The 23795-nt window shown below is 59.3% G+C and carries 13 protein-coding genes and 1 riboswitch; of the genes, 7 read left to right on the top strand and 6 right to left on the bottom strand.

Annotated features, from left to right (window positions below; translation table 11 throughout):
• The first annotated feature begins 2 nt into the window (after positions 1-2).
• From AC5S26_RS19490 to AC5S26_RS19480, 3 genes are read left to right on the top strand one after another with little or no spacing between them, the layout of a single operon-like run.
• Positions 3-1622: an MBL fold metallo-hydrolase gene (locus tag AC5S26_RS19490; protein ID WP_494186590.1), complete on the top strand. Its 1620-nt coding sequence runs from the start codon at positions 3-5 to the stop codon at positions 1620-1622.
• Positions 1601-10879, top strand: a complete 9279-nt coding sequence (locus AC5S26_RS19485) for a non-ribosomal peptide synthetase (protein WP_494186589.1) — start codon at positions 1601-1603, stop codon at positions 10877-10879. The genes AC5S26_RS19490 and AC5S26_RS19485 overlap by 22 nt, the downstream gene beginning before the upstream one ends.
• Entirely contained in the window at positions 10863-11513 is a 651-nt protein-coding gene (locus tag AC5S26_RS19480) for a glycosyltransferase family 25 protein (RefSeq protein WP_494186588.1), read from the top strand. The genes AC5S26_RS19485 and AC5S26_RS19480 overlap by 17 nt, the downstream gene beginning before the upstream one ends.
• Before the next feature lie 60 nt (positions 11514-11573).
• On the opposite strand, the gene AC5S26_RS19475 is transcribed toward AC5S26_RS19480, so the two are convergent.
• Positions 11574-13421, bottom strand: a complete 1848-nt coding sequence (locus tag AC5S26_RS19475) for a cholesterol oxidase substrate-binding domain-containing protein (RefSeq protein ID WP_494186587.1) — start codon at positions 13419-13421, stop codon at positions 11574-11576.
• A gap of 230 nt (positions 13422-13651) precedes the next feature.
• On the opposite strand from AC5S26_RS19475, the gene AC5S26_RS19470 reads away from it, so the two are divergent.
• The gene (locus tag AC5S26_RS19470) at positions 13652-14359 is read left to right on the top strand and encodes a 4'-phosphopantetheinyl transferase family protein (RefSeq protein WP_494186586.1); all 708 of its coding nucleotides are present in this window, start codon (positions 13652-13654) and stop codon (positions 14357-14359) included.
• Between the two features lie 165 nt (positions 14360-14524).
• Entirely contained in the window at positions 14525-15427 is a 903-nt protein-coding gene (gene cysC / locus AC5S26_RS19465; protein WP_494186585.1) for an adenylyl-sulfate kinase, read from the top strand.
• A 156-nt stretch (positions 15428-15583) separates the two neighbouring features.
• On the opposite strand, the gene AC5S26_RS19460 is transcribed toward cysC, so the two are convergent.
• Positions 15584-17131: a Gfo/Idh/MocA family protein gene (locus tag AC5S26_RS19460; protein ID WP_494186584.1), complete on the bottom strand. Its 1548-nt coding sequence runs from the start codon at positions 17129-17131 to the stop codon at positions 15584-15586.
• A gap of 304 nt (positions 17132-17435) precedes the next feature.
• Between AC5S26_RS19460 and AC5S26_RS19455 the strand changes: the two genes are divergently transcribed.
• On the top strand, positions 17436-17894 hold the full coding sequence (locus AC5S26_RS19455) for a hypothetical protein (RefSeq protein WP_494186583.1): 459 nt from the start codon (positions 17436-17438) through the stop codon (positions 17892-17894).
• Positions 17895-18202: 308 nt separating this feature from the next.
• The gene (locus AC5S26_RS19450; protein WP_494186582.1) at positions 18203-19003 is read left to right on the top strand and encodes a class I SAM-dependent methyltransferase; all 801 of its coding nucleotides are present in this window, start codon (positions 18203-18205) and stop codon (positions 19001-19003) included.
• Positions 19004-19079: 76 nt separating this feature from the next.
• On the opposite strand, the gene AC5S26_RS19445 is transcribed toward AC5S26_RS19450, so the two are convergent.
• The 4 genes from AC5S26_RS19445 to gmk all read right to left on the bottom strand — a co-directional run bounded on the left by AC5S26_RS19445 (position 19080) and on the right by gmk (position 23748).
• Positions 19080-21536, bottom strand: a complete 2457-nt coding sequence (locus AC5S26_RS19445; protein ID WP_494186581.1) for a TonB-dependent receptor — start codon at positions 21534-21536, stop codon at positions 19080-19082.
• Positions 21537-21572: 36 nt separating this feature from the next.
• Positions 21573-21775: riboswitch (cobalamin riboswitch) on the bottom strand.
• A 92-nt stretch (positions 21776-21867) separates the two neighbouring features.
• Positions 21868-22770, bottom strand: a complete 903-nt coding sequence (locus AC5S26_RS19440; protein ID WP_494186580.1) for a uracil-DNA glycosylase — start codon at positions 22768-22770, stop codon at positions 21868-21870.
• Between the two features lie 36 nt (positions 22771-22806).
• Positions 22807-23013: a DNA-directed RNA polymerase subunit omega gene (rpoZ, locus tag AC5S26_RS19435; protein WP_494186579.1), complete on the bottom strand. Its 207-nt coding sequence runs from the start codon at positions 23011-23013 to the stop codon at positions 22807-22809.
• A 78-nt stretch (positions 23014-23091) separates the two neighbouring features.
• The gene (gene gmk / locus AC5S26_RS19430) at positions 23092-23748 is read right to left on the bottom strand and encodes a guanylate kinase (protein ID WP_494186578.1); all 657 of its coding nucleotides are present in this window, start codon (positions 23746-23748) and stop codon (positions 23092-23094) included.
• Positions 23749-23795: the final 47 nt, after the last annotated feature.

The following is a 23795-nucleotide window of genomic DNA, read 5'->3' as shown; positions in this document are numbered from 1 at the left end:
CGATGGACAAACACCTCTATCTGCGCGGAGACATCGTCGCCGAACCGCTCGTCTCCGGCTGGTATGCCTGGCCTCACTTGATCTCGCCCGCAACCTGCGCGATGAACATCGCAGGCCGCCACCTGAAGATCATGCAGTCCTATATCCAGGCTCCTCACGTGCACGCAGCGGCCGTGAAGAATCCCCGAATGCTCGGAGGACCCTTCGTCGATTACGACACCGACCGCAGCCCCGAGGTCCGGCAGCTCATCGAGCAGACCCGTGACGAGCAGAGACATATGCTGGAGTTTGCAGCAGCCGTACATGAGCTCAGCCTGATGCTTCAGAGTGAAGCGAAGGGAGCATCCCTCGACAACCTGTACGAACGCATCCCCGCCCCTCTGCGCGGTTACGTCGAGCTGTACTATGACCTGCGGAGCAACCCTGGGTTCCGCTTCTTCGAGTCCCTGCTGTATCGAAGCCGCTACTACGATCGCAGCGCGCAAAGCCTGCATCTTCACGCAACCCAGAATGACGACCGTCCCTTCGTGCTCAGTACGCCGCGGCTCGGAGACGCCTCCTCGGTCATCATCCGCATGCCGTTCGATTCGCCGGAGCTCGACAGCCTCTTCCGTACGCGCTATGAGCCTGGCCGGGTTCACGAAATTGCTCGCAATCTCCACATCCCGCCGAGCCAGGAGCAGATCTTCCACAACTTCTTCACCGAGGAAGCTCCGCCGCAGCGCCGCCGCTACGACGGCGAAGGCGCCCGCATCCGTTACTTTGGCCACGCGTGCCTTCTGCTGGAGACAGGAGGCATCAGCATCCTGTCCGATCCCGTGGTCAGCTTCCCCTACCGTGGCGCCAACTCGCGGTACACGTATGAGGACCTTCCTCCTAACATCGACTACGTCGTCATCACCCACAACCATCAGGACCACGTCCTGATCGAGACGCTGCTGCAACTCCGTCATATGATCGGCACCATCATCGTGCCTCGCAACGGCAATGGGCAGTTGCAAGATCCCAGCCTCAAGCTCACATTACAGGCGCTTGGATTCAACAGCGTCCTCGAACTGGAGGAGATGGAATCTCTGCCGCTTCACCACGGTGGCCTGCTCACCGCGCTTCCCTTCCTCGGCGAACACGCCGACCTGGATATCCGCACCAAGCTCTGCCATCACATCTCGGTCGATGGCTGGTCCACCATCTTCGCTGCGGACTCCTGCGCGGTGGACATCGAGATTTACCGGCACGTCCATCGCCAGACTGGCGATATCGACGTCCTGTTCCTCGGCATGGAGTGCGACGGCGCCCCGCTCTCGTGGCTCTATGGCCCGCTGCTGGATAAGCCTCTGCCGCGCGACCAGGACCGATCCCGCACGCTCTCCGGCAGCAACTTCGATCGCGCCAGGAAACTCGTCGATCTCTTCCAGCCCAAAGAAGTCTACGTCTACGCCATGGGCCAGGAACCCTGGCTGAACCACATCATGGCCCTCAAGTACACCGCCGAATCGCTGCCCATTACCGAATCCAACAAGCTGCTGGAGTACTGCGCCGGAAAAGGCATCAGGGCCGAGCGGCTCTTCTGCATGAAAGAAACTCTTCACGGAGCCGAGCATTGCCAGCCAGCCCTCTCCTGATCCCTGACCCCAGCAACCTGACCAATGCTCGCAGCGTTCAGCTCTCCGCTGCGTCACGAGCCTTGCTCGGTCGTATTGCCGAGGACGAACTTGGCGAGTTTGCCGTCGTCGCAGCAGCCCTTGCGCTTCTTCTCTGGAAGCACTTCCGCGCATCAGCGGTTCTCTTTCAAATGCCGGCACTCTCCGGTGCTCCCGCCGGTTTTGTAACTCTCTTCATCGAGATTGATCCCAGCGAAGCGCTGGGGGAGTTCCTTGGGCGCACCGGCACTCTCCTCGAAGAGGCTTACAACAACCCGCTCGGCTCTTTCGGCGAACATAACGGCAAGACCCCATTTCTCGCCACTCTGCAGGATGACCGGATTCATGGCCCCTTCCCCCCCGAGACAGTCGCGACTCTTCACATCTATACCGCGCTTGATCGCGGGGAGATCGAGATCGCTTTCTCCGAGCCCTTTGAAGACTTCGTCGTCGAGAGCATTGCAGGCGGCCTGGCAGGTATCCTGACGCACTTCGAGGGCTTCGACCAGCCGCTCAAGAGCTTCAAGGAATTCTCCGCATACGACCGGGAACATCTCTCCACCTTCAGCAAAGGCCCAGTTCTCACGAAAAGCTCAGACACGGTCATCGAGCTGTTTGAAGCCCAGGCCGCTCGCACCCCCGATCATCCAGCGCTTCTGCTAGGTGATCGGGTGATCACCTACGCCCAGCTTAATGGGAAAGCGAACGCGCTCGCCCGCCGTCTCCGCGAGCAGTATTCCATCGGCGTCGAGTCGATGGTTGGGGTCATGTTCGATCGCTCCGAGTCCATGATCGTAGCCGTCCTCGGCATCCTGAAGGCGGGTGGGGCCTTCGTGCCCATCGACAGCACCTATCCGGCAAGCCGCATCCGCGACATCCTCAACGACACCGCTCTACCGCTCCTGCTAACGCAATCCGATAAGATGGCTCGCTGGTTCGATTTCACAGGCCAGATCCTCTTCCTCGACCAGGAGCTCCCCGGCTGGCAACCGGAGCCTGACCATCACCCTCCGACCATCGCACCGCATCACCTCGCCTACGTCATCTACACCTCCGGCTCCACAGGTCAACCCAAGGGAGTCCTACTCGAGCATCGCAATCTCTCCCACTACATACAATGGGCGTGCGACTACTACTTCACCGACAAGCCGGAAACCGGCAGCTTCGGACTCTACAGCTCTCTCAGCTTCGACTTCACACTCACCAACATCTTTTGTCCGCTGGTGCGCGGAAGGTCCCTCCGCATCTATCCGCAGTCGCAGAACATTCGGTCCATCCTCGAACATGCGTTCGAACCAGGCAGCGACGTCGATACGCTCAAGCTCACGCCTTCGCATGTGAGCCTGCTTGAGTTTATGGATGTTGCTCCGTCCACCATCCGCAAGATCATCGTGGGCGGTGAAGAACTCACGCCGCACCACATCGCCGTCCTTCGCAATATCAACCCGAGCATCGACATCTATAACGAATACGGTCCGACCGAAGCCACGGTCGGCTGTATCGTCTGGCGCGTTGAAGGCGACGCAACGACCGTCCTCATCGGACGTCCCATCACGAATACGCGCGCGGCGATTCTCGATGAGGACGGCAACCTTGTGCCTCTGGGAACGAGAGGGGAGATCTACATTGGGGGAGATGGCCTCGCCCGCGGCTATCACAACCGCCCCGACATTACGGCTGCCAGGTTCATCGAGAGTTCGTCGCCAGATCGGGATCGCCTCTATCGCACCGGAGATATCGGTCGCTGGCTTCCGGATGGCCAGATACAGTGCTTCGGCCGGACAGACTCTCAGGTGAAGATTCGCGGCTACCGCGTCGAGCTCGGTGAGATTGAAAGCGTCCTCGCCGGCCATCCTCAAGTCAGCGCGGCTGCCGTTGTGCTTCGCGGCGATCCACACGGGACCGGTAGGCTCATCGCATTCGTCAAGCTCCTCTCCGATCCTTCCGATCAGACGCTTCGCGAGTGGCTTGCGGAGATTCTGCCCGAGTATATGGTCCCCTCCGAGATCCACGTCCTTGAGGCCCTTCCTCTCAACGCCAACGGAAAGATCGACCGGGCCGCGCTGCACGCGTTCCAGCCTGGAGCTATTGAGAGGCCCCGTGTTGAAGCAACGGCCACTCAGGAGATCCTGCTCGGTATTTGGCGCGAGACCTTTGATACCCCCGCCATCTCGCTCGATGACAAGTTCTTTGAGCTTGGTGGCGACTCTCTGCTTTCCGTGCAGATCGTCTCACGCATCTGGAGCGCATTCAGCTTTGAGATCGCGATCGATGACATCTTCGACCTGCAAACGATTGAAGCCATCTCCAACCTCGTCGACTCCGCACAGAAGACAGCCGCGCCGGTGACGCGTGTCATCCCATCGGCACCGCGCACCGGTCCTCTGCCGCTCTCGTTCTCGCAGCAGAGGCTCTGGTTTCTCTCTCAGCTTGAAGAAACGGCGGCCTACAATCTCTCCAGTGCCATCCGCATCGAAGGCGCGCTCCTGCACGAACGCATTGAGGCCGCCCTCTCGGAGGTCGTGCGGCGGCATGAGATCCTGCGCACCACCTTTCCGGGACTCAACGGCCTTCCATCGCAGCACATAGAGCCGCACGCTCCAATCAGCCTCTCCCTTCTAGAAGCCTCTTCTGAGGATGAAGCTGCCGCGCAGATCCAAGTCCTCGCAGAGCCGCCGTTCGACCTTGCCACCGGTCCACTCTTCCGCGCGGTCCTCTACCGGGTCCGGTTAGACCTTCATATCCTCGGCCTGGCCATGCACCACATCATCTCGGACGCATGGTCATCCGGCATCCTTGTCCGCGAGCTCACGAGCCTGTATCAGGGTGCCCAGCTTCCCGAGCCCTCCATCCAATACGCCGACTATGCGCTCTGGCAGCGCGAACAGCTTCAGTCTCCGACGATACGGCAGCAACTTGAAGAGCAGAAAGCTGCGCTCCAGGGAGCTCCCGATCAGATCGAGCTTCCTGCCGATCATCCCCGGCCGCACATCCAGACGTTCGCCGGTGACGCCGTCACCTTCCGTATCGATTCCGAAGTAATGCAACCGCTGCGATCGCTCGCGCAGGAAAGCGGCGCGACGCCGTTCATGCTGCTGCTGTCGGCGTATGCGCTGCTGCTCTCGCGCTACAGCAGCCAGAAGGACATCGTTATCGGTTCACCCGTAGCGAACCGCACGGCGCCGGAATCCGAACCGCTCATCGGATTCTTCGTCAACACCGTGGCGTTCCGCATCAGCCTTGAAGGAAACCCAGTCTTTCGCGATCTCCTTGCAAAGGTCAAGCAGGTCGCTCTAGAAGGCTACGCCCGCCAGCAGGTTCCCTTCGAGCAGATCGTCGATGCGTTGCAACCTGAGCGAAACCTCAGTCGCACTCCCGTCTTCCAGGTCATGTTCGCCTATGAGACCGAGCCGGCAGCCGCCGCTGCGATCCCCGGCCTCACTGTATCCTCCATCCCGCTCGGCACACAGACCGCAAAGTTCGACCTCACGCTGTACATGCAGGATAGCGGCGGCCATATCGAAGGGACGCTCGAGTTCAACACGGCCCTCTTCGACCGCTCCACCATTGAGCTCATGGCCGGCCACCTCAGCATTCTGCTCGAAGGTATTGCAGCAGACCCGAATACGCCGATCGGCACGTTGCCGCTACTCTCACCAGAAGAGCGCCGCCTGGTCACACATACCTGGAACCAGACGCAGATCGAGTACCCCGACACCCCTGTCCACACTCTCTTCGAGCAGCATGCGAGAGAGAACCCGCACGCCATGGCTGCCACCATCGAAAGCAGCTCTCTCACCTACGGCGGGCTGAATCTCCGAAGCAACAAGGTGGCGCGGCAGCTTCTTGACCTTGGAGTCACCCCGGGGACACTGGTCGGCGTCTCGATGGAGCGCTCCCTCGAGATGATCGTCGCTCTCCTCGCGATCCTGAAGGCAGGCGGGGCCTATGTTCCCATCGACCCCGAGTATCCGAACGAGCGGCTGAGCTTCATGCTCCAGAACTCCCAGGTTGGGTTGTTGCTGACGCAACAACACATCGCGCCTGCACTGCCGCCCTCCGCAGCGCGGCTCATCGTTCTGTCACCGGAGCCTCCGGATTTCGCCTTTGTAGAAAATCCATCGCCCGGTGTGGGCCCGGACCATACCGCCTACATGATCTACACGTCCGGCTCAACCGGACATCCCAAGGGATCCCTCAACTCTCACCGCGCGCTGACCAACCGTCTGCTCTGGATGCAAGATGCCTATCGCCTCACACCCCAGGACGTCGTCCTCCAGAAGACACCCTTCAGCTTCGATGTGTCGGTGTGGGAGTTCTTCTGGCCGCTCCTCACCGGGGCCAGCATCGTCTTTGCGAAGCCCGGCGGCCACCGGGAGAGCGACTACCTCGTCGATCTCATCGGCACCGCGCGGATTACTACCCTTCACTTTGTTCCATCCATGCTGCGCGCCTTTCTGGAAGAACCGGAGGCTGGCCGCTGCACCTCGCTGAAGCGTGTCATCTGCAGCGGAGAGGCGTTGCCTCTCGACCTGCAGCAAAAATTCTTCAGTATTCTCTCCGCGGAGTTGCATAACCTTTATGGCCCTACAGAAGCGGCCATCGACGTTACGTTCTGGCAGTGCCGCCCCGAAGACACCCGGCGCACCGTACCCATTGGCCGGCCGATCGCGAACGCACAGATCTACATCGTCGACAAAGCCCTGCAGCCCGCGCCCATCGGCGTGCCCGGGGAACTGCTCATCGGGGGAACTCCCGTCGGTCAGGGATACTTCGGCGCTCCCGAGCTTACTGCGGCCAAGTTCATCCCCGACCAGCTCGGTAACGACCCGGAGGCGCGGCTTTACCGCACAGGAGATCTCGCTCGATTCACCAGCGACGGCGTCATCGAGTTCCTCGGCCGGCTCGATCACCAGGTCAAGGTCCGCGGCTTCCGCATCGAGCTTGGGGAGATCGAGGAAACCCTTCGCACGCACCCCCAGGTCCGCGACTGTGTCGTCGTCGCGAAGACGGAAGCTTCCAGCGCGCGCCTGATCGCCTACATCGCCACCGATGCGAGGCCCTCCTTTGCAGAGGAGCTGCGGGCCTTCCTCAAAGGCATTCTCCCCGGCTACATGGTGCCGTCGACATTTGTTCTCCTCGAAGTCCTGCCGCTGCTCCCCAACGGCAAGATCAACCGAAAGGCCCTTCCCGAGCCCTCCGCTGCCTCGGATAGTCCGACCCAGGCCCAGCCTCCCTCGACCCCCCGCGAGAAGGTCCTGGCTTCTATCTGGTGCGATGTTCTTCAGCTCCCTACCGTTGACGTCAACGCCAACTTCTTCGAGCTCGGCGGAGACTCCATCCTCAGCCTTCAGGTGGTCGCCCGCGCCAATCAGGCTGGCCTGCACATCACAGCGCGGCAGCTCTTTCAGCATCAGACCATCGCCGAACTCGCAGCGGCCACAGCCGGCCCTGCCGCAGCTCTCTCCGTCGTCGAACCAACTGGCCCCACGCCGCTCACTCCCATACAGTCATGGTTTTTTCAGCAGGAACTCCCCGAGCCCTCTCTCTTCACGCAGGCAGTCCTATTGGAGGTGCCTGCGGATACCGATGGTGAAAGACTGTCCACGGCCCTGCTGCAACTCTGCGAACATCATCCGGCGCTCCGGTTGCGCTTCCACCGTGCCACTGACGGCTGGCAACAGGTAATTCCTGCCGCAACAGAGCGGCCCGGCTTCGAAGCCCACACACTCTCCATGCTCGACGAGATGGAGCTACTCACCCAGGCTGCCGAAGCCGGCATCGATATCGTTAAAGGCCCGCTGCTGGCAGCGCGTCTTTTTGTATTCTCAGACGGCAGGCCCTCCCGCCTCTTCCTCACGATCCACCATCTTGCAGTCGATGGCGTGTCCTGGCGCATTCTTCTCGAAGACCTCTACTGTGCCTATCACCATCAACCGCTTCCGTCTCCCACCACCTCCTTCCGCGAATGGTCTCTCCATCTGCGCGAGCTCGCCGCTTCGCCCGCTCTAGCAGACGAGATCTCCTTCTGGCAGGAGATTCCTTCCTGCGCTCTCTTTCCAGCTCAGGGCGAAAATCTCGTCGCGGATTCGGCGTCCTTCTCCTTCCAGCTCGACGAAGCCACCACGGCAGCGCTGCTGCGACAGGCGCCGCGCACATATAGCGCGCGCATCCAGGAGCTTCTGGTTGCCGCATTAGCACAAGGAATCGCCAGCACCACAGGCCACTCCCACATCACGCTCGATCTTGAAGGTCATGGACGTCATGAGTCCGACTCACAGAAAGATCTTTCCCGCGCCGTAGGCTGGTTCACGACGATCTATCCCGTATCGCTCAACGTTGCGCCTTCTGCCTCGATCAACGATGCGGTGGCCTCGATTCGCGACCAGCTACGCCGTATTCCAGAGGAAGGATTTCACTACCCGATTCTTCGCTACATCGTCGCGCCTGATTCCTTCCGCGACGCCCCACACTCACCGATCCTCTTCAACTATCACGGGCAGCTCGATACCGCGCTGCAGCGGGCCGGTGAATGGAAGCCCGCCTCTGAAGTGGTTGCTCCACTCCGTTCTGCTCAGGCACGGCGCTCGCATCTCTTTGAGATCATCTCGGCCGTCAGTAACAACCGGCTGCAGGTCGAGTGGCTTTACAGCAGCCGCCTCCATCAGCCGTCCGAGATCGAAGCGCTTGCTGGCAGCTTCCAACAACAGCTCATCGCTCTCAGCGAACCACCCATCCAGCTCCAGGGCTCGCGCGCCATCAGCGACAGCTACGATCTCTCACCCTTGCAGCAGGGGATGCTCTTCCACTCCCTCTACCATCGAGATCCCTCCGCATACTGCCAGCAGTTCAGCTTTCCTATCGAAGGCGCATTCAATCCGGAAGCCCTGCGACTTGCGTGGAGACGCGCAATGGAGCGGCATGACATTCTGCGCACCAGCTTCGTGTGGGACGGCCTTCGTAACGCGCTTCAGGTCGTTGCCAGGGAGGCAGAGCTTCCTTGGAAGACATTCGACTGGACCCTCTTCGAGACCGTCGAACAGCAGAAGCGTTTCGAAGACTTCCTGCTTCAGGACCGCGAGCGCGGCCTCGATCTGCAGACCGCTCCTCTGTTCCGCTGCCAGCTGATCCAACGGACTGCAACGGGATGGACCTTCTGCTGGACCTCCCATCACATCCTCATGGATGGATGGAGCACCGCTATTCTCTTCCGCGAGGTCTTCGAAGACTACATCGCCCTCGCAAGCAATAACACTCCTCCGGATCGCCCCGCCCCTACTCCTTATCGCATCTATATCGAATGGCTCTCGCTACAACAGGAGAGCGCCCACGAGAGTTGGTGGCGACAGCATCTGCACGGACTGCAGCAGACGACACCGCTGCCGGGAAGCAGCGCCTCTTCCTCCGCGACCTCCGATCTGCAGGAGCAGACGCTTGTACTGGGCGCAGACTTTACCTCCGCTCTCACCGCGAAGCTCCGCACGCAGCACCTCACGCTGAACACGCTGCTGCGCGGCACATGGGCCCTGCTTCTCAGCGCCTCTTCAGGACTTCAGGACGTCGTCTTCGGCGTCACCGTATCGGGAAGGCCGCCACAGCTCGAAGGCGTGGAAGAGATGGTGGGCCTCTTCATCAATACGCTGCCGGTGCGCATCCGTATCGACGGCGCTGCCTCCTTCCGCGGCCATCTCGATGCCCTCCAGGCAGAGCAGATCGCCATGGACCGGCACGCAGCCGTCTCTCTGGTCGATCTGCAGCGGTGGAGCGGCCTGCCGAAGGGCTCCCCTCTCTTTGAGAGCCTCTTCGTCTTCGAGAACTATCCCATCGCCGCTCCGACAGGTATCGACCAATCCGGGCTCATCCTCGGCGACGTGCGTTCTTTTGACCAGACAAACTATCCGCTGACCATCACCATCGCCCCCGGCCAGCAGCTCAGCATCCGCATCGCCTCGGATCCGCAGCGTCTGCAGCCCGGCGCGGTCGATCGCATCTTTGCTGATATCTCGCAGGTGCTTCAGCGTTACCTCTCTCATCCCGAAAGCTCCTGCGCTGACTTGATCGCGATGAACGAGCCTGCCCCGGTCCAGATCGCCACGCGTCGGACGGCTCCCGCACCCGCCGGCGAGAGGACTGCTCCGCGAGACAAGGTGGAGGCCACGCTGCTCGCGATCTGGGAGGAGGCCCTGGAAAGACCTGGCATTGGTATCACCGACGACTACTTCGACCTCGGCGGCCACTCCATCCTTGCAGTGGGGCTCATGAGCCGAATCGAGCGAGTCTTCCATCGTCGCCTGCCGATTGCACAGCTCTTTCGAAATCCCACCGTGGAACAACTCGCGGCCACCCTGCGCGATTCCTCTGCGGTCTCCAATAACGGCATCGTGGAGATACGCCCCGGTCATTCCGGTATCCCTCTGTTTCTGCTTCCAGGCGCGGGCGGCAACGTCATCTACTTCAGCGCTCTCGCTCAGCGGCTGACCGCCGGCCCGGCCATCTATGGCCTTGAAACTCCAGGCCTGGACGGCGCTTCGGAACCCCTGAATACGGTCGAAGCGATTGCCGCCCATCATCTCGCCAATATCCTCCCCATCCTTGGCGATGGACCCTGCGCCCTCGCCGGCCACTCCTTCGGCTCGTCGGTCGCTCTCGAACTGGCCCGTCAGTTGAACGCGCGGGGGAACACCGTCCAGTGGCTCGCGGTGCTCGATTCCACAGCGCCGGCGGCGGTCAGCGACGCCTATTGGCAATCCTGGACGGAGATCGATTGGCTCCTCGCTATCGCCCACGAGATCGGCGCCTTCCTGAATACGGACCTCAACCTCTCGCAGCAGGACTTCGCAGATCTCAACGAAGAGGAAAGACTCACACTGGTCTTGAACCGCATAGCCCGGCAAGGCAAGTGGTTCGCCGGTGCCGATACAAGACGGCTGCGCGCGTATCTCCGCGTCTACCAGAGCAACTTTCGCGCGATTTACCAGCCGGAAGCACAACCACTTCCGGTGCCGATTACTCTCTTCCGTGCCACGGAGTCCGGCGCGGAGGATTATGCTCCCTCCGCTGAAGTAGCCGCTCTCCGCGCTGATCCCGCATGGGGTTGGTCCGCCTTCTCCCGCACGCCGGTCGAAGTGATCGATCTGCCCGGCAACCACCTCACGATGCTGCTTCCTCCCCATGTCTCTGTTCTGAGTTCACACGTCAACACGATTTTGGAAAGCACAACTCATGCCCGTCACGATTGATACCTTTTTCGAGAGGAAGTTCTGCATCAACCTCGATCGGCGACCGGAACGCTGGCGAACCGTGCAGCAGAAGTTTGCCGAACAACAGATCACCAACGTCGAGCGCATCTCCGCCATCGATGCTCAGACGGCCGTGATTCCAACTCATCTCAGCTATCTCCGCCCTCAGGACTTCGCTTGCACGATGAGTCATCTCGCAGCCGTAAAACAGGCGAGGATCGAGGGCCGCGAAAACGTCCTCATCTTTGAAGATGATGTGATCTTCGACCCCGCCCTCAACGACCTGTTCCCCGAGTACCTGGCGGAACTTCCGGAAGACTGGCACATGCTCTTTCTGGGCAGTTATCACCTCACGGAGCCTGTTGCAATCTCTCCGCGCATCGTCCGTGGCGTGGAAGCGCTGACAGCACACGCCTACAGCGTCCGCTCTACGCTCTTCGACGAGTTCATCGCCCTCAACGAAAACCCGCCCGCCATCGTCGACCGCAACAACACGACCCTGCAGCAGCGCTTCAACTGCTACTGTTTCCAACCCAATCTCGTCGGCCAGGAGGCAGGCTACTCCGACGTGATGGAAGAAGTCATGCCCGAAAAGCCTTTAGCGCACAACTACCCCATCATCGGCAGCTGGTAGTTTCGCGAACAGATGAATGCCCCACCCTCTGCACGAGGGTTGGGGCATTGTGGCTCCGCTTCAGCTGGAAGCAAGCATCTGCTCCGCTATCTCCGTCGTCATGAGACTGGCGAGGAAGGTATTCGAAAAGATGTTCTTCGTGTCGAACGAATTCAGCCCGCTAATCTCATTGGCCCAGCCGGAGAACGTCGACTGGAACTGAAGAATGATCGCCTGGTCCGTCCAAGCACCGCCTGCCACTGTGTAAGCCCAGCCCTTCGACCATTCAGGACGAATGCGGCCGTTCACTCCGGTAAACCATGGGTTGGACATCAGGGCCGTCTCCAGGTCCACGTAGAAATCGTTGGAGTACTCTGTGCCCGGCAGGTCCAGCACGTCTAGCCAGAGCGCACAGTCCCAGCCGTTCGCCGTGGCTTCCGCGTCATAATTCAACGCGGAGATGGCGGGACTCTTTGCCCCAGTTACTCCAATCGCTGCGGGATCGTCCAGGCCGGTAATACGAATCTCGAGCGGAGAGTTTATCGGGAACTGATTGTTCTTCTGATACTTCTCCAGGAGGCTGGTAAATGTATTCGCGAACTCGCTGATCGCCTGCTGTACATTCGCTTTCTTCATGCTGATGGCGTAGCCATTCGCGGTAACCCGCAGCGTGGAGTCTTTGATGTAGATCATCGTATCGGCCGATGGTCCCCATAGGTCCGTGGAATCGCCAAGCAGAAGCCCGACCTGAGTGATCAGTTGCATCAACTGCCCCATAAGCGGCGTTAGCTGCGGTCCGATGCCTGTCTGCAGAGCCTGGATGATGCCTTCGAGAATCTTCCACCCTTCCGCTATCAGCCTCAGCCATGGAATGCTCTTCTCCGAAGTGAGATTGGCGGAGGAGCCCAACGTCAACAACCACTGCCGGAACTCTTCGACCACCGCGGACGAGTCTAGCGGAACACCGAGGATCCACTTGAACAGGGCCGTGATCCAGTCCGGGTAGCTGTCGGAAAACGGATAGTTATAGGCGGAAGTCACCGCTCTGGAGCCTGCCGGCTGCGTTGGAGAGTACGACCATACCTTCAGCCACGGATACTCCGAGAACGGATACCAGATCGCCTCCACTCTGCCGGTCTGGTTGAGGAAGTCCAGCATGCTCTTCTTCGGAACGTCTCCGGGCTTCGAGGGAGCGGCAAACAGCTTTTTCCATGAGATGGACATGTCGCTCTGGCAGCGGAGAAAGAAGTTCGGCACAACCTCGAGAGTCACGTCGGTCAGGAAAGCTCGTCCCAGGTGAGTGAGAAAGATCGTATCGTTGCCATCTGCCTGGCCACGGGTAAATGTTTGCAGCTCATACTGCCCTTGGGCGTTGGACACTACCGCCGTGAACCCGAGAATGCGGTTGCTCATGCTGCCATATCCGGAGGACATGTCTTCCAGCGGTGAGGGGACGGCTGTGCCATGGGCATCGATGGCCAGCACGCCGCCGATCGTGATGTGTCCGGGAGCGGGGATGTGCGGGAAGCTGAAGCCAATGGTGCCCGTCCCGCCGGGGGCGTTCTGCAGGGCCAGCATCAGGTTGTCCATCGTGCATCCGGTCTGAACTTTGACCTGTGCCGGTGCGCTTCCGGAGGCCGCCGTGACGCTCACGACCGAGGTAAGGTTTACCGTCGTATCCACGATGAGGATGGACGCACCCGGCGACGTTCCCTCAACTACCGCGAGCGGAGACCAGTTGTGCTTGATGCCCGCGGGCCGCACCGTGTAGCCATTGGCTGCAGCCCAGTTACACACCGTGACCACGTCGTCCGCGGTCGCCGGCACACATGTCCAAAGGGATTTTACGTTGATGGTCGTGTCCCAATTGACAAAATTTTGCTGTGAGATGGGAATTCCCGAGGGGAACCCAGATGGTGCTGTTGGCATACAACTCTCCTGCCCTAGGTATCTGGCGATCACTATAGCTCCGGCACCGATTCGTGTACAAAAAGAAAATTCGATATTTACCTAAAAGCCATCGATCCATTCCCAACTCTTCGAAGCAGCACTCACCGTCCTGCAAACCAGCCATTGCCCTCCGTCGTCCAGCCATGACAATCTAGCTATCCGTGAACCCTCAGCGCCGAACCGAATGCGTCTCTCCCCGCTCCGCACCCATGGACGTACCTCTCTGGTACCAGGAGACTGCGCACCACCACGACATCGCAGGCGACAACCTCACCCTATCCCCGGAAGAGGCCGCCCGGGCCGGCCGATTTCTGCGCGCGGAAGACCGCCGCGACTACGTCATCGCGCACAGCCTGCTCCGTGAAGCTCTCTCCCAGTACCAACCCGCGTACGCACCGGACGCCTGGCGGTTCGAGACGAACTCTTTCGGCAAGCCCTCCATCAGCAGAAACCACTCGCTAGGCAGCCCGATGGAGTTCAGCCTCTCCCACACCAGAGGGTTCGTCGCCTGTGCGGTCGCTCCAGTCCGTATCGGCATCGATGTCGAATGGCTCGATCGCGAAGTCGAGGTGAAAGATATCGTCGAGCATCACTTCAGCCCCTCGGAGGCAGCTTCGCTCAACAGGCTGCCTGCGGAGGAACGTCGCGATCGCTTCTTTCAGCTATGGACGCTGAAGGAAGCTTTTTTCAAGGCACTTGGATGCGGAATCTCCGATCATCTTGACACCGCCGCCTTCGATCTTGAAAATCCGGTAACGATTAATTTCCAGGCTCCCGACGGAATCCGCGTCTCCGATTGGCAGTTTGCACTCTTTCTCCCCCACCCAAGGATTCGCATGGCCATCGCCCTTGAGTCGGCGCAGCCGGTGCGATTTATCACGGCAAGCGTTCGGGGCGGCATGACGAGCCTCGCCTGAATTGCAATCGCCCGTTGCAGAAGAGATGGTTCGCCATGCGCAGCAAGATTGAACAATGCACTACACCGGACGACGCTTTCAAGACCCCTTCGTCAACCCGCTTTAGAATGGGCTGGCCCAGAGTGTAGGGTGACACGCCAAATTTCTCAGTAGAGCAGGTATGAAATGGCAAACAGTGAGTGTGGAAAAGTTATATGGATGACGGGCCTGAGCGGCTCGGGAAAGACAACCCTGTGTCGCGCGGCAACCGCGTTTCTCCGCCCCCGCGGACAGCAGGTACAAACCCTCGATGGAGATGAGTTGCGCAAAGGCATCTCCGCGGATCTGGGTTTCTCGATTGCCGACCGCATGGAAAACATACGACGCGCGGCCGAGTTGGCAAGAATGCTGAGCGCCAACGAGACCACGGTGTTTGTCGCGATGATATGCCCCACGGATGATATGCGGTCGCTCGTGCGAAGCGTGCTGCCGGATGTCATCGAGGTGTTCGTCGATGCGCCGCTCGCGGTGTGCGAGACGCGCGATCCCAAGGGGCTCTACAGGCGGGCACGAGAGGGTGCGATCAAGGACTTCACGGGGATCTCTTCTCCCTTCGATATTCCTCAGCGACCTCACCTCGTGTGCCGCACAGACATGGAGACGGTGCAGGAGAGTACGTCAAAAATCCTCGCCTTTCTGCTTGGTCCTGGCACGGCAGCCGAGTCCAGCGAACGGCGCAAGACGATCGCGGTAGACTTCGACGGCGTCATCGCCGATTACAATGGCTGGCAGGGCGAAGACGTTCTGGGCGCGCCTCGGCGCGATGTCATCGAAGCCCTTCATAAACTCCGTGCACTGGGCTGGAAGATCATCATCCACACCACACGGGCGAATCATGCCATCGCTTCTTTTCTGGACCGGGCCGCCATTCCCTTCGACGAGATCAACTCCAACCTGGACTATCGGAACTTCGGCCCGAAGCCAGTTGCAACGGTCTATTGGGATGACCGCAGTCTAAGATACAGTGGCGACGCAGAACAGGATCTCTTCCAGATCCTAAACTTCCGGACATGGAGTGGCCGCTCTTGACCATTTCTTCGCATTCACGAATCGATTTTTTGACGGCAAAAAAACTTACGAGTGGGCTGAATCAGCCCACTCGCCGCTCAATGCTACCAATTCGCTACCAAATTTCTAATTCGATGCGACTGGCTAACGCCCATTCGGCTTCACCGAGGATAGACATCAGGAAAGAGCCCAGCCGGAACGGTCTTGCCGCCGTATAAACGGCGCCGCCTGAGGGCAATTTTTCGCAACCATCTTCGGTCCGTCCCATTCGATCTTCTGGCCGACACGCAACGACACACAGCCCAGCAGCATGATCTCCGTGAGACGTGCGGCGATGTCAAAACGCGAGTAGCACATCTCCGGCTTATTTTCCTTGACCGCGGTAAGCCATTCCTGTGCGTGGGCAACAACGCTATTACCGGCATTACGGTTGCGCGGAATTCTCTCTGGATATTGCGCCATGGCAGGGTGCTGGAGGTAGTTGACGAATTTTTCTTCGCCCTTCAGCTTCACAAAGAAATTAGTTCCATAATCGTCCGGGGAAAAGACCGTGCCCCCGTCGCCAATCAACAGGCAACCGCTATCGGGAACCTTGCCCTGCAACGCGACTATGTCGGCGGTTAGTTCGATCGGCGGCTTGTTGGTTAGGTCATGACCGCCACGGGCTGCTGGGTTAGGCTGGCCGCCGTCGTACCACCACAGCGTCATCGCATCGTGCTCGATCTTTTTGTAATGGTGGAAAAGATGCGGATGCTCGAGGGGAATACGACCTTTGCGTTTAGGAAAGGCAAAACGAATCTTGGAGCCGACGGGATACGATTCCTTATTCATCTGGCCGAAAGGCATCGCTTCAATCTCCGTCGGGTAGTCGAGATCTAAAGCGCGAAACGGCATATTGACCGTGTGGCAGGCCATATCGCCCAGCGCACCGGTGCCGAAGTCCTGCCAACCGCGCCAGTTAAACGGCTCGTAAATTCCAGCCTTCGGATTGTCGCCGCTCTTATAGGGCCGCATTTGTGCCGGCCCAAGCCAGATATCCCAATCCAATGTCGAAGGAACCGGGTCTTCTCCGGCCGGACGCTGCATTGCCTGCGGCCAAACCGGGCGGTTCGTCCAGACGTGAACTTCATGCACCTGTCCAATGAGACCGTCCTGAATCGTCTCAACCGCGCGGCGCAGACCGTCCGTGGCGCTCCCCTGATTGCCCATCTGTGTCACGAGTTTTTTCTTGTGGGCCATCTCTCGCAGATAGCGCGCCTCATAGATCGTTTGCGTCAGAGGTTTCTGGCAAAATACGGCTTTGTTCCTCTTCATTGCCGCCGACGCCACAATGGCATGCATATGATCCGGCGTCGAAACTGTCACCGCATCGATCTGATTGCCCATCTGATCCAGCATCTGCCGGTAATCTTTATAAAACTTCGCGCTCGGATATTTTTTTGTCTGAGTCTCGTAAGCTTCGGAACCAGCATCCACATCGCACAACGCGACGATGTTCTCCCCAGCGCAGGCGTTCGTGTCACTCCGCCCTTTCCCGCCGATTCCGATGCAGGCAATGTTCAACTTGCTGTTGAGATTCTGGCCACGCAAGAGTGTAGGCACGCCAAACGCGACCGCACCAGCAGCCAGAGAACTCGTTTTGATAAATTCACGGCGGTCGACACGCGAGAGTTCGGCGGTCTCAGGAGCTTTCAGAGAGGGCAATTTTCCAGTTGGTTTCGGCACTCGCACAGAATACACTCACCGAGGCCCATTTTGGACGCCTGCCTTTCAGGGCCACCTGCTGATACACCTTGGGATAGAAGTACTGGGTGTGCTTCAGGAGTGAGACGTCGGCACTTGCACCTGCTCATCCTAAATGACTGCAGGCGCCCCCTTTTATCCGCTATCCGGCTAATACAACAGGGCCGCTCCTTCGATTGTGTGGGACAAGAAAAGTTTCCGGGGCCGTGGCGCGAATCTTTCTGGTCTTCGCATTAACCAGTAAGACAGATGGAGTCGCAGCCACTGTCGCAAAGGAGAAACGATCATGAACTTCCTTTCACGTAAGTCCATCTTCAGCGCCTCGGCTCTTGCCTTTGCCTTCGCTCTCAGTGCGTTTGCACCAGGCTCCAAGGCTTTAGCTCAGGGTACTTCCGTCCGCCTCGTAGTCAACGTTCCGTTCGATTTCCGCACTGGCTCTGAGATCATGCCCGCCGGAAAGTACGACATTCTGACGATGTCAGACCACGTTCTGCTTCTTCGCGGGACCACACAGAACAAATCGCAGATCCTGATGGCAATAGGATCTACAACGATGAAGCCGACCGAAAGAGGCAGGTTAGTATTTAACCGTTACGGAAACAAGTACTTCCTCCACCAGATTTGGTCGCCTGGTGCAACGAGCGGTTTCGAGCTTCCTAAGAGTCATGCAGAGAAGGAAACCGTCCGGGCCGCAAATACCCCGGTACCTACGAACACAGAACTTGCACTCAACATGCCTCACTGACTCTGACAGCCGGCCGTAGATTCTTCCATCGGCCGGCTGCCAATTTCCCACAAGTACCTGCACATCCGCGATCCGTAGAGATGCGTCGAGCATTCCAACCCCGGCTAAGGTCGCCGCCTACTTTCCGTCCTCATTCTTCAGAAGCCTTCACTTTAAGGCTAACCGAATAACCGAAAATCTCAGCTTCACATCACGAGCCGCTCGCGGTGATCGACGACAATGCGTACATCTCGTATACGATAATCTCGACTTACTCCCGCCTCTTTCCAAACAAGAGCAGACTATCTCCCACAACAGGTGGAGGGAACGTGCAGACTGGAAATCATGCTAAGTCAACCTACTCTCTCGACAACGCCGGCAGAGAAGCGCCCTCGCGCTTTCAAGCCCTGACCGATGCCTTCGACGCAGAGACCATTCGCCATTTTGAAGCACTTGGCGTCGGTCTTGGCTGGCGCTGTCTCGAGGTAGGTGGAGGCGGGGGCTCCATTGCCGCATGGCTCGCGTCCCGCATCGCCCCTTCTGGACATCTGGTCGTCACTGACATCGACCCTCGGTTCCTTGAGTCTTTGAATCTCCCCAACACAGAAGTGCTGCGCCACAACATAGTCACCGATCCTCTGCCGGAAGCGGCTTACGATCTGGTACACGCCCGTCTCGTTCTCACCCACATCCCGCAACGCGAGGCGGTGCTCGCCCGTCTGGCTGCATCGTTGAAGCGCGGCGGCTGGCTGATCGACGAGGAGATCGACATCTCCATTATTCCGGATCCCGCATCCTTCCCGGGCGAGGTCCACTCGAAGACCTTCGACGCCATGCTTCAAGTGATGAAACAGAGCGGCGTCGATCACAGATTCGGCCGGAGACTCTTCCATCTCCTGCGCGGTCTTGGGCTCCTCAACGTTGCAGCCGAGGGCAGAACGTCAGCGTGGGCAGGCGGATCTGCCGGTGTCTCCATCCTGCGGGCCAATTACGAACAGCTCCGGGACGACATCCTTCGTATTGGATTCGTCACGGAGCAGGAGTTCGAACGAGACCTCCTGCAACTCAATGATCCGTCCTTCATGATGGCGTCGCCTGTCCTGTGGTCAGCTTGGGGACAGCGACCATAGCGCCGTGATCGGCATCTGGCAAATATAGGTATATGAAAGATTTAGATGCTAGAGCCGTTTGACAAACAGTAAAGGATCAGTCGCCGCCTAGCCGCACCTTCAGGCCGGTACGGAAGGTGAATGGAAGTGATGGGTAGCCGATGGGGCCGATGTGTTGCTGGGAGAGGAGATTTCCCAGCTCTGCGAAGACAGAGACCCGATGCGTCGCAGAATAGGTCCCATAGGCATCGAGTTTTGCATAGCCAAAGTCCAAATTGCGGTTAGGAAGAAGGAGGCTATTGTCTCCATTGGTGTCAGAGAAGGAAAGGAAGGTGGAGTCGTCCGAACGGCTGGCAAAGGCTCCCTTCAGTGCGGCCGAGAACTTGATCACCGTGTATTGTGCGCTGAAGAAGCCGGTCTGCGGGGGACGGCGGAAGGGGCGCTGGCCTACGAGCGGATAGGAAGAGCCAATCGGCACGCCGGGAAGGTTGGGGTTCTGGGCGGAGGTACCATTGGCTGCGGCATCGGTAGAGAACGACTGCTCGACGAGCGAAGCGAGGTAGGTATAGCCGCCGCGCATGAGGATGTGGCTGGTGGGAGCGAACTGAAGCTCGCCCTCAAAGCCCTGAGCCCTGTAGGCGAGGGTGTTCAGGAGAGCACCGAAGAGTTGGGCCTTGGTGGTGTCGATTCCGAAGACGGTACGCAGCGTACCCGAGTCGACGAAGTCGAGCTGATGGCTGAACTGGTTGTGGAAGTACCCGGCCTTGAGGATGAGCTTCTGATTGAAGATGTTCTGGTCAATACCAATGTCGTAGGTACGCGAACGGAGCGCCTGGATCGGCTTCACGTTGTAAGCAGCAATCAGGTCAGCCGCTCCGGCATCTGACAGTTGTGTGTAGAGTGAGTTGAACTCGTTCGAAAGCGAAGGCTCCTGAACACCGGTGGCTGCGTTGGCGCGGAGTTTGGTTCCATGAAGAAATCCGTTGCCGGGACGTACCGGCACCCAGGCGAGACCGAAGCGGGGCGTGCCTGCTGTGCCATACAGATCATTGCGTTCGATGGCTCCGCCAAGGGAGTAGAAGATCCGATTGAAGAGGTCGCCCTGAAACTGGAGCGTGTACTGGAAGTTGGTCCGCTTCGTCTTGTCGAAGCTGAAAGAGCTGTTGGAGGAGCCGCGCTCGTCCTCATACCGGAAGCCGAAGAGGCCGATGAAGTGTGGCGAGAAGGTGTAGTCCGACTGGAAGTAAAGCTCATCGCGCAACGAAGCGAGATCGTTAGGCGCTGGGTAAGCTCCGGGGTAATTGATGGCGGCGCGCCCGGAAGCAGAGTAGCCGTTGGCTCCGCGAATCGTGACCGCATTGCCGAAGTAGGCCACGTCTCCAAACTGGTCGTAAGTCAGCAACTCACCCACCGGGTAGAACTGGACCAGCTGTTCGCGTTTCCGGGCGATGCCATAGCGAACAAGGTTATGCCAGTTGTGGAAACGGTTCTCGATCGTAGCGCCGGAGTACAGGTCCTGGTCAGCCTGCTTGCCCACCGCTGAGATTCCAAAGAAATCGTGCGCGTTGGGAACACCTGTTGCCGAGACGGCATTGCGGATGGTGAAGCGCAGAGGCGTATTGGCAGTGATGTTGTAGCCGATATTGGCCGCACTGGTCGACGCGTGATACCGATATAACGGCAGAGCGTTCGAGGAGTCGAAGCGCGAGAAGGCTCCATAGTAATCGAGGCGGCTATGCGCTCCGCCTACGGTGACCTCGTTGCGCCAGGTGTGAAAGTTTCCCGCGTCTCCCGTGTAGTTGAGGATAGGACGCAGGGTGGCTCCGCGGGGCGTGGTGAAGTTGACCACGGAGGCGCCGGCGTCCGAACCATAGAGAACGCTGTTGGGTCCGCGATACAGCTCGAAGCCATCGAGAGCGGTGGAGGAGACGGTGCCGAAGTCGAAGCGGCCGCCGATATCCTCCGAGGTAACGCCGTCGATCATCACTTTATTGGCGTCGGAGTTTCCGCCGCGCACGAAGAGCGATCCGACGCCGCCGTACTGCCCCGTCTGCACGGCAGTGACACCTGGAGACTGGCGCAGGTCGTCGACAACGCCCACGCGTGTTTGCAGCGCGGAAAACGGGACGAGGTTGATGGCCGAACTTGCCTGCTGGATGGGCGTGGGGATTCCGGTGGCGGTAACGGTGATCTGCGCGGTGACCGCGGCGATCTCGAGGGTCACGTTGCGGTTGACGACGTCGGTACGTCCACCGTAGAAGCTCTGCCCGATGCCTGGCGTGAAGGTAGCCGCAGAGGTGAGCAGGAGAAAGCGGCCGGAGCCGGTGCTGCGAATCTCGAACGAGCCATCGGCAGCGCTGAGACCGGAGCCGGCCACGTTCTTGCCCTGGATCAACTGAACCCGTGCCCCGGCAACAGCAGCTCCAAGCGGATCGGTAACGGTTCCGCGAACAATGACTGCCTGGGAGGAGAGCGTGACGAAGGAAAGAATCGCCAGAACGGAGAGCAGGCGGAAGACGTGTGAAGCCGCAAACGAACGCGCGGGTGCGTGCATGAAGATTAACTCCTCGTTCCCCCGTCGGAAACGTGGCTGGTGTGCGACAACGGAACCGGTCTCCTGACTGTCGCGTTTCATTCTGCCGGTTGCGGCTATTCCCTTCCCGAGGATTTGTCAGTGGGAGTGAGCCAGACAGTATTCACATTCGCGAAAGTGCGAGCGTGCGCGAATCACAGTTGCGGGGCAGTGGCGGACTCTCACCGCGCTTCCCGAGCATTTCGTTGCGGTACAAGGTGGAGTTAAACGGCCCACACGAGCATAGAGGTGCCGGGCCGAAAGCTACAGCGTATTTCCAGTGTGCGGTATGGATGAGGATGAAGTCAAAAAATCATGCCTTCGCCTGGGCCTTCAATCCTAGCTCTTTCATGACCATCTGAAGATCCTTCCAGGCCTCGCCCTTCTGGCGCGGATCCCGGAGCAGAAAGGCTGGGTGGTAGGTCACGACGAGTTTTGCGCCACGGCAGCCATGCCAACGGCCGCGCAGCCCGCTCAGCGATTGCTTCACCCCAAGCAGGTAAGTCGCCGCAGTTGAGCCCAGCGCAACGATGATCTCGGGCTGCACCACATCAATCTGCCTCAGGAGAAATTGCGAGCAGGTATTTGCCTCCACCGGCTCCGGAACGCGGTTGCCCGGCGGCCTGCACTTCACGATATTCGCGATATAAACCTGCTCACGCTTCAGTCCCATCGCGGAGATCATGTTGTTCAGAAGCTGACCCGCCTTGCCGACAAACGGAAGCCCCTGTGTGTCCTCGTCCGCCCCTGGGCCCTCGCCCACGAACATCAGGCGAGCGTTCGGGTCTCCGTCGGCGAATACGATCTTGCGCCGCCCGGCATAGGCCAGCGGGCACCGCGTACAGTCGCCGATATCTTCGCGGATCGCCTCTAGTGCGCTGGGCTTCTGGGCGGCTGCGAGGCGCACCTCAGGCAGAGGCGCAAGATTGTCGAAACTTACTAACTTGGGAATCTCAGGCTCCGAAAACTCTCTCTTGGGCGGGGCAGGTACAGCGACCGGCTCCCTGGGAACGGTTGCCACAGGCTGCGGACGGGATGGCTGTGCCACCGCCGCGTTAATCTCTCTCGCCGGAGCCGCAACGGTTTCAGCAACCGCCGTCACCGAAGCCAAATCCGCCTCGACGACAGGCTCCCCTCGACGATAAAGATCGTACACACCCAGGTCGCGCAGGTACTCGACATAGGCCCGCAACTGCTGCTCAGCTTCTCCTGCCATAGATCTATGCTATCGCGTGTCGAAGGGAGTCAGGCCCTAGTGCAGCTGCGGATTTGAAGTCGCGGGGCGCTGGGGCAGAACATACTTTACATAGCCCTGCCTGATCTCGTCCTGCGCCACCTGGCAGGCTTTGGTCGATTTGGCAACAATCAGCGGAGGGGCGCCCGACTGCAGCTGCCGTGCCCGGCGTGCAGCGCCCTTCACCAGACTGTACTTATTGTGGAATGGACTTTGATCCGTCATGGGTGGTCCCCCTTGTCGTTTGAATGTATCGCAGCTCCGCAAAATGTACATCAAAAATTCACGGTGGAAATCTGGATCTTACTCTCCAAAAGATTCTAGAACGGCCCTCAGTTTGGGTGAGGCAGCGTCGGTCCGGCAGCTTTTCGCCAACTCCGCGCACTCCGCATCTCCACGCTCCGAGAGAACGATTGCGCGCATCTCCGCCACGGCATTCTCCAGAACATCGTTGACCAGAGCGTATTGATAGTCCCAGACCTGCTTGATCTCTCCCCGGGCTCCGGCCAGCCGCTTCTGAATCACGGCTTCATCGGTTACTTTCTCCGCCGCGCTCCGGTTCTTTAGCCGCTTCTCAAGGATCTGCGGACTCGGTGGAAGGATGAAGATCGAAACCGCCTGAGGCGTCTTCTTCATCACCTGCAGCGCGCCCTGAACATCGATGTCGAGAAGCAGGTCTTTGCCAAGATCCCGGGCATGACGAAGCGCCGAGACTGCCGTTCCATAGTAGTTGCCGAAGACCTCCGCCCATTCCAGAAAGTCCTCCGCAGCGACCATTCGCTCAAACTCTTTGCGCGTGGTGAAGAAGTACTCACGCCCATTCTCCTCGGAGCCGCGCGGAGACCGCGTCGTATACGAGATAGAAAAATCCAGACCCTCCACCAGGGTTCGAAGCTGGCTCACCAGCGTCGACTTCCCCGATCCGGAGGGCGCTGAGATGATAAAAAGAATTCCCGCCATCTGCTCCCTGATTGTCCAGCCTGTTCGGATATCTGCCAGTGTAAACC

The sequence above is a fragment of the Edaphobacter sp. FHG110511_03 genome (assembly GCF_059115365.1).
Note: the sequence above shows the minus strand (reverse complement) of the source record. Positions and strands in the feature narration are given on the sequence as shown.